General features: G+C 74.2%; 11 protein-coding genes and 1 pseudogene. 7 read left to right on the forward strand and 5 right to left on the reverse strand.

The annotated features are described in order from the left end of the window. Positions 1-388: 388 nt before the first annotated feature. The 3 genes from H7K62_RS03940 to H7K62_RS03950 all read left to right on the forward strand — a co-directional run bounded on the left by H7K62_RS03940 (position 389) and on the right by H7K62_RS03950 (position 2,519). A complete protein-coding gene (locus H7K62_RS03940; protein WP_186716646.1) occupies positions 389-676 on the forward strand; it encodes a hypothetical protein in 288 nt (95 codons plus the stop codon). A 71-nt stretch (positions 677-747) separates the two neighbouring features. Beyond that, positions 748-1,656, forward strand: a complete 909-nt coding sequence (locus H7K62_RS03945) for a hypothetical protein (protein WP_186716647.1) — start codon at positions 748-750, stop codon at positions 1,654-1,656. After that, complete coding sequence (locus H7K62_RS03950; RefSeq protein ID WP_186716648.1) at positions 1,653-2,519, forward strand: NERD domain-containing protein; 867 nt, start codon at positions 1,653-1,655, stop codon at positions 2,517-2,519. Before H7K62_RS03945 ends, H7K62_RS03950 begins: the two co-directional genes overlap by 4 nt. 3 nt (positions 2,520-2,522) lie before the next feature. Here H7K62_RS03950 and gtfA read toward each other — a convergent pair whose 3' ends face one another. Continuing rightward, the gene (gtfA, locus tag H7K62_RS03955) at positions 2,523-4,019 is read right to left on the reverse strand and encodes a sucrose phosphorylase (RefSeq protein WP_186716649.1); all 1,497 of its coding nucleotides are present in this window, start codon (positions 4,017-4,019) and stop codon (positions 2,523-2,525) included. Between the two features lie 93 nt (positions 4,020-4,112). Between gtfA and H7K62_RS03960 the strand changes: the two genes are divergently transcribed. Both H7K62_RS03960 and H7K62_RS03965 read left to right on the forward strand, forming a co-directional pair. Further along, positions 4,113-6,500 carry a hypothetical protein gene (locus tag H7K62_RS03960; RefSeq protein WP_186716650.1) on the forward strand — a complete coding sequence of 796 codons (2,388 nt, stop codon included), beginning with the start codon at positions 4,113-4,115 and terminating at the stop codon, positions 6,498-6,500. Between the two features lie 99 nt (positions 6,501-6,599). Continuing rightward, the gene (locus H7K62_RS03965) at positions 6,600-7,472 is read left to right on the forward strand and encodes a hypothetical protein (protein ID WP_186716651.1); all 873 of its coding nucleotides are present in this window, start codon (positions 6,600-6,602) and stop codon (positions 7,470-7,472) included. A 9-nt stretch (positions 7,473-7,481) separates the two neighbouring features. Here the strand turns inward: H7K62_RS03965 and H7K62_RS03970 are convergent, their stop codons facing one another. From H7K62_RS03970 to H7K62_RS23515, 3 genes and pseudogenes are all read right to left on the reverse strand, one after another. Next, positions 7,482-8,363, reverse strand: a complete 882-nt coding sequence (locus tag H7K62_RS03970) for an SDR family NAD(P)-dependent oxidoreductase (RefSeq protein WP_222437065.1) — start codon at positions 8,361-8,363, stop codon at positions 7,482-7,484. Next, on the reverse strand, positions 8,360-9,382 hold the full coding sequence (locus tag H7K62_RS21970) for an alpha/beta fold hydrolase (RefSeq protein WP_370591631.1): 1,023 nt from the start codon (positions 9,380-9,382) through the stop codon (positions 8,360-8,362). Before H7K62_RS21970 ends, H7K62_RS03970 begins: the two co-directional genes overlap by 4 nt. After that, positions 9,356-10,843: pseudogene (locus H7K62_RS23515) on the reverse strand (flavin-containing monooxygenase); the annotation flags it as partial. The gene H7K62_RS21970 and the pseudogene H7K62_RS23515, both read right to left, overlap by 27 nt. A gap of 117 nt (positions 10,844-10,960) precedes the next feature. On the opposite strand from H7K62_RS23515, the gene H7K62_RS03980 reads away from it, so the two are divergent. Continuing rightward, entirely contained in the window at positions 10,961-11,302 is a 342-nt protein-coding gene (locus tag H7K62_RS03980) for a hypothetical protein (protein ID WP_186716653.1), read from the forward strand. Here H7K62_RS03980 and H7K62_RS23520 read toward each other — a convergent pair whose 3' ends face one another. Beyond that, on the reverse strand, positions 11,303-12,052 hold the full coding sequence (locus H7K62_RS23520) for a matrixin family metalloprotease (protein WP_186716654.1): 750 nt from the start codon (positions 12,050-12,052) through the stop codon (positions 11,303-11,305). It lies immediately after the preceding gene. A gap of 99 nt (positions 12,053-12,151) precedes the next feature. Here H7K62_RS23520 and H7K62_RS03990 point away from each other — a divergent pair, with 99 nt between their 5' ends. Then, positions 12,152-12,943 (forward strand): DUF6318 family protein, encoded by a 792-nt coding sequence (locus H7K62_RS03990; protein ID WP_186716655.1) that lies wholly within the window; start codon positions 12,152-12,154, stop codon positions 12,941-12,943. Positions 12,944-12,966: the final 23 nt, after the last annotated feature.

The following is a 12,966-nucleotide window of genomic DNA, read 5'->3' on the forward strand; positions in this document are numbered from 1 at the left end:
CCGGGGTCCCCTCGCACTCGTGCGCTGCCCCGCGTGTCGAGCGGCGGTGCCTGGCGACGACCTGTGCGCGCGATGTGCGGCGCCGCTGGCAGCGAGCAGCACAGGCGTTCAGGTGCCTGTAGCGGCCGACGACGGCGCCCGCACCTCAGCGGCGACGCTGCGCCAGCTGCTCGAGCTGCCCTCGCCGAGGGGGTCGGGGCTGCCGGACGACTCCAGTGGTCCCCCTTCGACGGGCCACGCCGGATCCGCTGTCCACGGACACGGTCCCACCACCACCCGGCGAGCTGTCGCGGCTGGGTCGGGCGCGGTCGGCGTCGGGCTCCTCTGCGCGGTGGTCGCCGGGTACCTCGTCCTCGGGGTCAGCTCCAGCCACACGATCACCGGCGCTGTGCACCTGTCGGCGACTGGCGCGGACGCTCTGGGCACCACCTGCACGGCAGCCTCGTCCGGGTTGGGTGAAGGTTCCGACGTCGTCATCACCAGCGGTGACGGCACCGTGCTGGGATCCACCCACCTCGGCGCAGGGACCTATGACGGGTCTCGCTGCGTGCTTCCGTTCACCCTCAGCGATGTCGAGGACGCCGGCGACTACTTCATCACCCTCGATGGCGGGGACCCTGTGTCGTTCAACCGCGAGGACCTCGTTCGCGACGACTGGCGGGTGGACGTCTCATGAGCCTGAGGCGGCTCATCACGTCCCGGCGCACCCACGTCGTCGTCCTGCTGCTCGCTGGAGCGGCAGCGGTCGTGGCGCTGCCGGTGCGGTCCACCTCGTGCGGGAGTCCCCTGCAGACCTGGACGCGTCAGCAGGCGGTCACCGCCGCGTTCGTGTCCCCGCAATCCGACTCTGATGTCACCCGTCGGGACACCGCTGCCGTGGCCGCCGCGCACAAGGCCGTCTCTGAGGCCGACAGCGCCGAGCACCGGGCCGAGGAGCTGCAGCAGGCCGCCGACCAGAAGTCGGATGAGGCCTCCCAAGCGCAGACCGACCTGTACTCCAGTCCCGGCTACTACGGGAGCGACACCTCCTATGAGCTGTCGATGGCGGAGTCGAAGGTCAGCTCCGCCGAGTACGACGTCGAGTACTACGAGAGCGACGTCCGCTCGCTGACCTCGTCACTGGACGAGTCACGCGGCACCACCATGGAGTCCTACTACTCCTCCCAGCTCGCCACCGCGCAGAGCCAGCTGGCGGACGCCAAGTCGGAGCTGTCCCAGGCGCAGGCCGGACTGAAGTCGGCGAAGGCCGCGGACACCCAGTCGCAGGCCTCAGCCGAGGCGGCCCAGACCCGCGTTGATGACGCGCTGACTGCCGCCACGACCGCTCAGCAGGAGGCGCAGACCGCGGCCACCGACGCCGAGGGCCAGGTGGAAAGGGCTCGCCAGCAGTTGCAGAGCGCGACCGCCACTCAGGAGCGGCATGTCGCGGAGAGCGCGGGAGAGGTAGCGGCTGCCTACACGCGCTGGTTCGACGCGAAGGTCGACGTGTCCGCCGCCAACGCCGTGCTGCGGGACTGCCGTGACGACAGCCTCCTGTCCGGGGCAGCGTCGACGGTCATGGCTGCGGGTGCGGCGGGCCTGGTGCTCGTGCCGGTGGTCGGCGGGATCCGAAACCGTCGGAAGGGTCGGCGCGACGGTCGAGAGGCCACATCGTGACCCCGGGGGGCCGTGCCGCGCAGCGAGCCGAGGCGATCGAGACGCAGCTGGCGCGCAAGCGCGAGCTGCTCGCGCGCACGCAGCACGACATCACCTCCCTGGAGGCGCAGCTGCACCAGTGGACAGCCGGCGCGGAGGGGGAGCAGCGCACCGCCGCCGCGCTCGAGGTGCTCGAAGCCGACGGGTGGCAGCTCCTGCACGACGTCCACTGGCCCGGCCGTCCCAAGGCGAACCTCGACCACGTCGCCGTCGGCCCGGGCGGGGTGGTGGTGGTCGACGCCAAGCGCTGGTCCGGTGACATCACCGTGACCGGGGCGGAGCTGCGCCTCGGCAGCTGGCGCAAGACCCGCGACTGCGAGAACGCCGCGCGCATGGCCTCCGACGTCGCGTCGCTGCTCGCGCCCCAGCACCGCACGGCCGTCGCGTCGGTGCTCTGCCTCGTCGGCAAGACACTCCCGCCGACCGCGGTCGAGGCGGGCGTGGTGGCCGTCGGTGACGCGCACCTCGCGGACCACCTGCGCTCCCTGCCCCGCCGGTTCGACGACGACGACGTCAGCGCCGTCACCGCCCAGCTCCGCGACCTGCTCGCCGGTGCGACCTCACCGCCGGTGCTCACGGCGTCGGCGTGGGAGGAGCGCACGGCGCCCGTGTCCGTGCCGTCGCTCGCGGTGCTCGGGTCGGTCGCCGCACCGACGCGCCGCTCGACGCGCTCGGAGCGTGCCGCGTCGGGACGGGCGGTACAGGACCGGCGCGTCCGTCGTCGTCAGGCGTCCTCGAAGCTCGAGTACGTCGTGGTGCGCCTCGGTCTGCTGGGAGCTCTCGTCGGCGGCTACTACCTCTGGGTCGGCTCCCTCGGGCGGTAGCGCTCAGCTGAGCGGGCGCAGGCTCCGGAACACCGCGGTCGGGACGGCGTCGTCGTCGTCCTCCTGGTCCGCGGTCTCGGTGACCTGCCACGTGTGCTCGCGCAGGTCGGCACGCAGCTGTGCGCTGCTACCGGGAGCGGTCCAGCGCAGCAGCAGCTCACCGGGCCGGTCGGTCTCGGTGACGGTGAGGTCGCCGTCGAACGCCGCGCACCGGTTGCGCCACCGCAGGACGTCGAGGAGCAGCGCCACGTGCGGGTCGGTGACGCGCTCGCGGACCTCCTCGACCGTGTAGTCGTGGCGGTTGATGGCCCGCGGGTCGCCGACGGCCTCGAGGGCCTCGAGGTCGTTGCCGCCGAAGAGCGCTCCCACGTAGTAGACCTGCGGGATCCCGGGCACGAAGAGCTGGAGCACGCGGGCGAGCAGGTGGGCGTCGTCGTCGCTGAGAGCGTCGTGGAAGGTGCACATGAGCTGGTAGCGGCGGGCCTTCTGGCCGTCGCGGCGGATGACGGGCTCGCGGCCCGTGACGAGGTGCCGGCTGTCAGCGATGACGGCGCTGACGCGCTCGCTGACGAGGTCGACCTCGTCCTCGGACAGCAGCCCCGCGACGTCGACCACGCCGATGCCGTCGTGGGTGTCGAGGGTGGTGAACTGACGGCGGGGGCAGATCTCGAGCCAGTGCCGCAGGCGGTCGGTGCGGCCGGTCATGAGGGCGTGGAGGGTGAGCATCGGCAGCGCGAAGTCGTAGACCCACAGGCCGCGCTCGGCCATGGCGAGCTGGATCTCGTAGCGCTCGTGGACCTCGGGGAGCATCTGCGTACCCGCTGCCCGGAGGGGCTCCATGCCGATGTCGAGCACCTGCCACACCTCCGGCTCCACGAAGAAGCAGCTGGTGCCGGGGCGCTTGGAGGCGTAGGCGAACGCGTCGAACCGCACGATCGGCACCAGCTGCGCGAGCCGGCCCAGGGTGCGGCGGTAGTGCTCCTGGGTGGCTGCGGCGAAGGGGTCGACGTCGACCTGCTCGGCGAAGAAGGTGCTCCACAGCTGCACGTCGGTGCCGTCGGCGCGCGTGTAGGTGCGCACCGGGCCGCCCTCGCGGCGGCTGTACAGAGTCTCGAGGTCCTCGGGGGTGGGGGCGCCGCCGGGCCAGAACTCGTCCCAGCGGATGAACATCTCGCGGTAGGGGGAGGCGTCGCCGCGGGCGAGGTAGTCCCGGAACTCGGCGGAGCGGACCGAGACGTGGTTGATCATGAAGTCGACCATGACGGTGTGGTGCTCGGCGAGGCGCTCGATGTCGTCCCAGGTGCCGAAGCGCGGGTCGACGGTGTCGTAGTGGACGACGGCGAAGCCGCGGTCACCCGACGACGGGTAGAACGGCAGCACGTGCACGCCGCCGAAGGCGCCGGACAGCTCGTGGTCGAGCAGCTGCTGGAGCTGGGCGAGGTCGCCGCCGAGGCTGTCGGCGTAGGTGATGAGCATCGCCTCGTTGGTGACCGGCTTCATGCGTCCACCCTCGGGGTGGTGGCCAGCTGGCGCGAGTGCGGGCATCAGGCCTGGTCAGCCCGGGTTGTCGGTGGTGGGTGATCGGGTGTGGGCATGGGTCAGGGGCCGGTCTCGCGGCTGGAGGAGCGCATCGCTGCGCACCTGTGGTGGCGCTCAGTGGCCCACCCCGACGGCTACGAGCTCGCCTCTGACACCCAGGTGCTGCACCTGGAAGAGGACGACGACGACGAGCGCTCGGCTGCAGCGGCGCCGGCGCTGCTGCCGGAGGCGTGCCTGGTCGGGGTGCGCGAGGAGGTGGCGCTGCTGTGGGCGGCGCGCGTTCCCGGGGTCGGGCTGGTGGCGGCGGTGGAGGAGCTCTGGGCCGACCTGGCCGCCGACCTGCCGGCGGCCTGCTGCTCCACCGACACCACCGACAGTGCCTGTCCCGGGGTCAGCGATGCGGAGCTGGTCGAGGCGGTCGCGGCGTGCGAGCGCCAGCTCGCAGCACTGGCCGCCCGCCGTGACCAGCTCGCCGGGGTGTTCGCCTCCCGACGCCAGGCCGAGGCTGAAGCCGACGTCGCTGATGCGCGTGCTGCCAGCGCCCGTGACGGCACGGGCCGCCCGTGGGCCATGCGGGTCCGCTCGACTGCTCCCTCGGAGCTGTGCGCCCGGCTCGGCATCGGGTCGGTGGCCTCTGAGGCGTTGGTCGAGCGGGGTCTGGCAGCGGTGGGGGCTCACCGGGATGTGGCTTCGGCGATGGCTGCCGGAGCCCTGCCCGCGGGGGCCGGGAGCTGGCTGCTGGAGCAGCTGTCCGCGGTGCGCACGACCTCCTACCTGAGCGCGCTGGAGTCCGAGAGCGCTGCCCGTGAGCGGGCGCTGGAGGCGCAGCGTGCCGCTGAGGACGCTGCCCGCGCCCAGGCCGGGCTGGTGCCGCTGACGCGAGAGGAGGTGCGGGCTCGGGCCGCTGCCGATCGGGCGCAGGTCGACGCCGAAGCGGAGGCAGCAGCTGCCGCCCACGCCGAACAGGTCGCTGCGGCGGTGCGCCGGGAGCTGCTGGGCAAGGCCACCGGCACCGCGGCCTGGACCGCCGCAGGGGCCGGGCAGGACCTGGCCCGCACTGACGCCGGTGACGCAGGTGACGCCCGTACTGACGGTGACGGTGGTGATGAAGAGGGTGCCCCGCAGAAGCCTGCGGCGTCTGCGACCACCCGTCCCACCGCGGGGGCGGGGCTGGGCCCGAACCGGCGGGCGTGGACCAAGCGTCTGAACACCGCGGTGGCCCGCGCTGACGGCCCCGCCGCCCAACGGCGCGCGGCCAAGGCCCGCGCGGCGTGCTCCACCTCCCGCTGGTCTGAACCGGACGGGCAGGCGGCGCTGCAGCTGCGCGGACCCGCCGAGGACATCGCGGTGATCACCGCGGCGATGGACGCCCGCGCCCGACGCCGCCAGGAGGAGGCCCGCGCCGCTGAACGTGCTGCTGCCAAGGAGCAGGGCCGGGCCTTCGGCCGGGGCGCGGTGGGCTCCCTGGACGCTCACCGCATCGCGGCGCTGGTGGAGTGGGCGAGCGCAGCACTCGAGGTCGCCGGCACCTCCGGGGTGTGCGGCACGTGGTACCCGATCGCCCGCACCGCCGCCTCCAGGCCGGTGGTGCACCTGGTGCTGCCGTGGACGGTGGCCGCCGGGGTGAGCACGATCGGGGCGCAGCTGGCCGGGTACGGGCCCATCGGTGCGGTGGCGGCGTTGCGGATCGCCGCGGACGGGATGTGGCGGCGGGTGCTGGCCGACCCGGTGTGCGGGGCGGCGGTGGCAGTGGAGGAGGGCGCGTGGCGCCCCTCGACGGCGTTGGCGCGGTTGGTGGGGCTGCGGTGGTGGTCTTCGACGATGCCGTCCTCGACCCGTCCGGTGGGGTTGGACCACGGTCCCGCCGGTGGTGGGGGCGGTGGTGGTGGTGCTGGGGGTGGGCAGATCGACCACGTCCAGGCCTATGACAGTGGCGGGGCGACGGAGGCGACGAACCTGCAGCTGCTGGCGCAGGTGGAGCACCTGCTCAAGCAGGCCGGGGAGCACGCCCGTCCCGGGCACGGCTGGAGCGTGGCGGTGGCGCGGACCGCTGCGCAGCCAGGGCCGGGGGACGCGGTGGTGTGGACCGCGCCGACCGGGCACACCTACCGCGTCAGCCCCCAGGTGCTGCTGGACCCCGACGACGGTCCCGACGACGGTCCTGGTGACGGTGCTGGTGACGGTGCTGATGGCGGTCCTGAGGGCGGGGGTGAGCTGCCGGGGTGGGTGCACCGGTTGCTGGCTGATGTGCTGCCCGCGTGGGTGGGCTGGCCACCGGATGGTCGCCCAGATCCTCCCGGTGGGCCGGCGGGGGTGGCGTGGTCGACGGACTGGACCCGTGCGGCCTTGACCGACGCACCACCGCAGCCGCGCCCAGGTGCTGACGGTGACCCCGGCGACGGGGAGGAGCCGTGCCTGTTCGACGACCTCCCCGCCGCGTGAGGCGCCCACACGCAGCTCGGAGCTGCGCGAGGACAGGAGTTGTCCACAGGTGGTCTTCGTGCAGCCCACCGCGGTCTCGCCGCCCGGCAGAGTGCGGACATGAGCCCGCGTTCACGCCGCCGCACCTCGAAGTCCGCCGCTCGCCGCACCTCCGCCCAGCGCCGCACGCGTCCGAGCATCCCGCGGCAGCGGCAGGCGCCTGAGGACGGGTACCCGCAGCGGCCCGAGCCCTTCGTCTCCAACGACGACGCCCTCCTCGTGCTGCACCGCGCCGTGGAAGACCCGGCCTTCCAGCAGTTCCTCGATGAGCTGCCCCTGGTCAACCTGGTGGGGCAGTTCCTGGAGTGGGTCGGGGAGTGCGAGGACCTCGACGACCTCACCGACCTCACCGCAGACGCACACGACTGCCACGACGCAGACGACGATGACGACGCTCCCCTCCCCTCTGAGGCCGCGCTCTCCGTGCGGCTCGGCGTCGCGCTCATCGGGTCCACGGCTGTCGAGCGCTGGCGCTCTCGCGTGCTCTCCCTGGCCTGCTCACGGTGGGCGCTCGTGTCGCTCAGCGACGACGGGCTGGAGCGCGGTCCCGACATCCTCGGCTGGGACGCGGTGGACGCCAGGGACAGGGCCTGGGCCCGCGCCCTCGTCGTCGCCGCGGCCGTCGAGTGCACTGCCCGCTACGTGTCCGCTCAGCACGTGATGGGCGACCACGTCCGGCACGCCCTGGCGACGATGCTCGCGACCTCCGTGGAGGAGAACCCCTGGCCCCTCGGCCTCATGAGCGCCCTGCGTCCTGACGACCTCGTCTCCGAGCACGTGGACCGCATCGTCCTCGAGCACGTCACCGAGCTGCGCGCGTGGGGCGTCCTGGCCGACGGCGACGAGCTGCGCGTCGCTGCTGGCGCCGAGCCCCTGCTGCGGTCCGTCTCGATCAACCTCCGTACCGACCCGGTGCCCGTGCCGGTCTCCTGAGGGGCCGGGTCATCCGGAGCGCGAGGTGCGGCGAGCCAGCCGCGCCACGAGGGCCGGGTAGTGCGCCGGCAGGAGGCGCACGACGGCGTCGACGACCTTCGCGTCACGCCCGACCAGCACCCGCGGCCGGCCCGCCTCGACCCCGTCGACGACGATCCGCGCCGCCTGCTCCGGCGGCATCCGCAGCAGCTTCTCGTTGTAGCGCTTCTGCTGCGCCTCCTCGGCCGCGCTCACGCGGTGCCCGGAGGCCTTGGCGTGCTCGAGCGCGGACGTCGCGATGCTCGTCGCCACCCCGCCGGGGTGCACGACCGTCACGCGCACCGGCTGACCGGCGGTCAGCACCTCCGCCCGCAGCGCCTCGGTGAACCCGCGCACCCCGAACTTGCTCGCGCTGTACGCCGACAGCCCGCTCTGCGCCATGAACCCGTTGAGGCTGGAGATGTTCACGACGTGCCCGTCCCCGGAGGCCACCAGGTGCGGCAAGAACGCCTGCGTCCCGTGGATCACCCCGAACAGGTTGATGCCCAGCACCCGCTGGTACTCCGACCAGTCGCTGTCCGCCACGGTGCCGCTGCTGGCCACGCCCGCGTTGTTGTAGACCTGGTGGACCACCCCCAGCTCGTCGACGACGACGCGGGCGTACGCGAAGAACGCCTCGCGGTCGCTGACGTCGAGCCGGGCGGTGTGCACGCGCGCCCCCAGCGCCCGGGCGCGCTGCGCGGTCTCGGCGAGTCCCGCCTCGGACACGTCCGACAGGGCCAGGCGCGCACCCCGCCGGGCCAGCTCCAGGGCCAGCGCACGTCCGATGCCCGACCCCGCGCCGGTCACGACGCACACCTTGCCCGCGACGCCGTTGACCACGCCGTTGACGCCCTGACGCTGCCTGCTCACTGCTGTGCTCCTTCGAGTGGACTGGCCGCTGAGGCACCGGAGGCACCCGAGGCCGCTGCCACGTGGTCACCGACCAGGTCCGCCAGACGGTCCACGAGACCCGGCGGCAGGTGGTGGCCCATCCCGGGGATGACGACGTGCCGCGCCCCGGTGATCGCCGCGGCCGTGGCGGCGCCGCCGCTGGGGTCGACCATGACGTCGCGGTCACCGTTGATGACCAGCGTGGGTGCCGTCACCCGCGCCAGCTCCGCCGTCCGGTCCCCACTGGCCGCGATCGCCTGGATCTGCCGCGCCGGCCCGATCCGGGACACCGGCCCGCCGCCCCGCTCCCACGACCCGCGGGCGCGAGCTTCCTCGGCGGCCAGCGCGTCGTCGTCGAGGGGGAAGCCGAGGCCGGCGAGGTGGCGCATCATCGCGACGTGCCGCTGGACGGCCACCTCGACGGTGGCCGCGGGGGCGTGGCGCAGCCGCCACAGCGTCGACCGGGTCGGCGCCCCGACCCCCGCGGCACCGGTGGTGGAGTACAGGGACGTCAGCGACGCCACCCGGTCCGGCCGCCGTGCGGCGACGGTCTGCGCGACCATCCCGCCGAGCGACTGCCCCACCAGGTGCGCGCGCTGCACGCCGAGGTGGTCGAGCAGGCCGACGGCGTCGGCGGCCATGTCCGCCAGGTCGTACGCGTCGGGCCGCGGCCGCCGCAGGAGCTGGCGGACCAGCCCGGGGGCGGGGGCGTCGATGCGGCTGGAGCGTCCGATGTCGCGGTTGTCGAACCGCACCACCCGCAGCCCGCGTGCCACGAGCGCGTCGACGAGGGCGTCCGGCCATGCGGTCAGGTCCTGTCCGAGACCGGCGACGAGCAGCACCACCTCGCGGCGCTCGTCGTCGTCCTCGCCGGTGCCTCCGGTGCCTCCGGTGCCTCCGGTGTCCCGGAAGCACAGCCGCGGCCCGGCGGGCAGCTGGACGAACAGGTCCTGCGACGGCCGCGCCACCGAGGTGAGCTGCAGCTCGGGGTCCACCACGTCTCCGGTGCGCAGCAGGGCGAGGTCGGAGTGGTAGTCCATCGACGTCGTCCACGGCGGCCGGCTGCCCTGTCGCGGCAGCTCCCCGACGGCGCGCTGGATGTACCCGGCGGCGAAGTCGAGGTAGGGCCGGGTCGGCATGTCGGGGTCGGAGGGGACGGGACGGGCGGTGTCGTAGCCGTGCTCGGCCATGTGGCGCAGCAGCCGCACGAAGTGCTCGCACAGCAGCCCGACCTTGAGCGTCCAGGAGGAGTTGGTGTACCCGATCGCGAAGGCCAGGTTGGGCACCCCGGACAGCATCATCCCCTTGTAGGCGAGCCGCTCGGAGAGCCTGACCTCCTCGCCGTCCACCTCCACCCGGGTGCCGCCGAACACCTGCACCGCCAGGCCCGTGGCCGTGACCACGACGTCCGCCTCCAGCCGCTGCCCGCTGACCAGCCGGACGCCGGTGGCGTCGAAGGAGGCGATCGCGCCGGTGACCACCGAGGCCCGGCCCGAGCGGATCGCCGCGAAGAGGTCGCCGTCGGGGGAGGCGCACAGGCGCTGGTCCCACGGGTCGTACGGCGGGTTGAAGTGCGTGTCGACGTCGTAGCCCTCAGGCAGCTGCTTCGTCACGACGCGGCGGTAGATCGCTCGCGCCAGCCGGGGGTGCTGCTGGCAGAAGCGCCACACCGCGCGCTGCTTGGCGATGTTCTTGCGGCGGGTCAGCGCCGCGCCCCGCTCGTCACCGAACCAGCGGCGCAGCCGCGCGCCGAGGGCGTCCCCGCGGGAGACCGGCATGACGTAGGTGGGCGTGCGCTGCAGCATCGTCACGTGGGCGGCCTGCCCGGCGATCGCCGGCACCACCGTGACCGCCGTCGCCCCGCTGCCGACGACGACGACGCGCTTCCCGGTCAGGTCCAGGTCCTGCGGCCAGTGCTGCGGGTGCACCACGGTGTTGCCGGGCGTGGCCGCGAACCGGTCCAGCCCCGGCAGCTCGGGGGTGTACCCGGCGTCGTAGCGGTAGTAGCCGGTGCCCGCGAACACCCAGCCCGCCGTCAGCTGGAACCGCACGGGCCGCTCGTCGTCGTCGGTGGCGTCGTCGGAGGTCTGGTCGGTGCGCTCCACGGTCACGGTCCACCGGGCGCTCCGGCTGCTCCAGGCCAGGTCCACCACGCGCTGGTGGTAGCGGATCCGATCGTCCAGACCGCCTTCGGTGGCGGCCTCGCGGACGTAGCGCAGGATGCGCGGGGCGTCGGCGATGGCCTGCTCGTCCAGCCACGGCTTGAACTCGTAGCCGAAGGTCGACAGGTCGGAGTCGGAGCGCACCCCGGGGTAGCGGAACAGGTCCCACGTGCCGCCCGAGGCGCCGCGGGCCTCGAAGATGGCGAACGACGTGCCGGGCAGCTCGGCGGCCAGGTAGCGCCCGGCGCCGATGCCCGAGATGCCGGCACCGATGACGACGACGTCGAGGTGCTCCACCGGGGAGTGCTGGGAGTGCTGGGAGTGCTGGCCGTCGCTGGCGACGGCGAGGGGAGCGGTCACCGCCCCATCGTGCGCTCCCCCCCGCGGGGGCGCACCGGTGGCTACCGTGAGCGCGTGCCCGACGACCGCGCGCCCGCCCCGCACCCGGGCGAGCTGCCGGCGCCGTACGAGGTCGAGGCGCCCGTCGACGACGTCGCGCTGGTCCCCGTCGGGCTCGGCCTGGCCGCCCTCCTGGTCACCGCGCTGTCGATGCTGCTGCCCGCGCTCGGGGCGGCAGGAGCGCTCGTCGGGCTGCTGGGCCTGGCGGCGTCGGCCCTCGTGGCGCGCCGGCGGACCCCGGTGCCGCGCACCGCGGTGGCGGGCGCGGTGCTCAGCGCCACCGCGCTGCTGCTCTCGGCGGTGCTGGTCGCGGTGGCGGTGCTGGCCGCCCTGGGGACCGCGCTCGGCCGCAGCTGATCAGGGCGTGGCGAGGTCCTCCACGCACGGGCCCTCGCCCATGGCCGCGAGCCCCGCGAAGTCGCCGGCGGCCGGCTCGACGACGTCGGGGTCGTCCTCGGCGTCCATGAGCTGCGTCGGGTCGTCGACGTGGTCGAGCCCCACGAGGTGCCCGAGCTCGTGCACCACCACCGAGCGCACCTGCGCCCGCCCGGTGCGCTCGGTGAGGATGTCGGACAGGTCCGGTCCGTCGAGGACCACGTCACCGCTGACGTAGGCGCTGCGGCCGGCGCTGTCGGTGTACGCCTGGCTGCCGGCCAGCCCCACGGTGTCGCCGCGCAGGTCGGGGATGGTGGTGTCGTCGGTCCAGGCGATGAGCACGGGGGCCCAGGCGTCGTCGCCGTACCGCGCCAGCTGCGCGCCGCGGTCGGGGGTGGGCTCCTCGTCGGTGGGGCCCTCGTCCACGAAGGTGAGGCCGGTCGCCCGGGCCACGGTGGCCACCGCCTCCTCGACGATCCGGTCCACCCCCGCGGGAGCGCCGTCGAGGTGGGTGACGTACCGGACGGGCCGGCACGAGCTGTACCGGACCGGCTCTCCCGAGGCGGCGTCCCGCTCCAGCACGGCGTACCCGGCGCCCTCCCCGGCTGACGGTGCTGACGCCGACGGCGCGTCGTCGGCCGGGGCGTCCGCCAGCAGCGAGCAGCCGCTGAGCGCGACCGCGGTGCTCAGCAGCAGGACGGCGGCTGCTGCACCGCGAGCGCGTGTGCCCACACCAGCAGCCTCCCACGCCAGGTCACCGCGGTCGGCGTTGTCCACAGGTCGCCGACCATGATCAGCGCGGTCGGTGCCGTCCTGTCTAGCCTTCCGACCATGATCGACCAGCAGCTCCCGCCTGTGCCGTCCGCATGGCCGCGAACGCCGGGCGAGGTCGCGTCGCGGCGCCGGCGCACGCTCCTGGTCTGCCTCGGGGCGGTGGTCGGGGGCGCGCCCGTGCTGTGGCTGCTCAGCAGGGCGGCCTCCTGGCTGGTCGTCGACGTCGTCGCCGCGGCCGTCCTGGTCGCCGGGCTGTCGCACGGCTCCGCGCCGGCCGGTGCCGACGGGGCCTCGGCGGGCACGTCCCACGGTCCGCGCGGCGCACACGCGTCACCAGCCCCGTCACCAGCCCCGTCACCGGGACCGGGACCGGGACCGGGTGGGCGGATCCTCGCCACCGCGCCCGCCCTGCCGGTGGCCAGCCGGGACGCGCAGGGTGCGCTGGCCTTCAGCGACTACTACGTCCAGGCCTTCGCGCACGGCTACGCCACCGGTGACCTCGCCCCCCTGGAGGCGGCGCAGACGCCGGGCTGCGTCACCTGCGCCGGAATCGCCTCGGCGCTGCGCAGCAGGGAGGAGCAGGGCGTCCCGCTGCGCGACCCGGAGCTGACCTCGGTGATGACCACCGTCACCGGTGAGGACGGCGGTGCCCTGGTGCACACGACGGTCGACGTCGCCGCCTCCGTGGTGGTCCTGCGCGACGGCACCCGAGTCGACCTGGAGGGCTACCGCGCGGAGACCGACGAGCACCTGGTCTGGAGCGGCGGCCGGTGGCGCGTGGCGGACCTGCAGGGTGACGCGTGGTTCGTCCACCTCACCCACCGCACCGCGGCGCGGCCGGGCACGTGAGCCCGGTCGCGCCGGTCAGCGGC

It is taken from the genome of Quadrisphaera sp. RL12-1S (assembly GCF_014270065.1).
Taxonomy (GTDB): Bacteria; Actinomycetota; Actinomycetes; order Actinomycetales; family Quadrisphaeraceae; genus Quadrisphaera.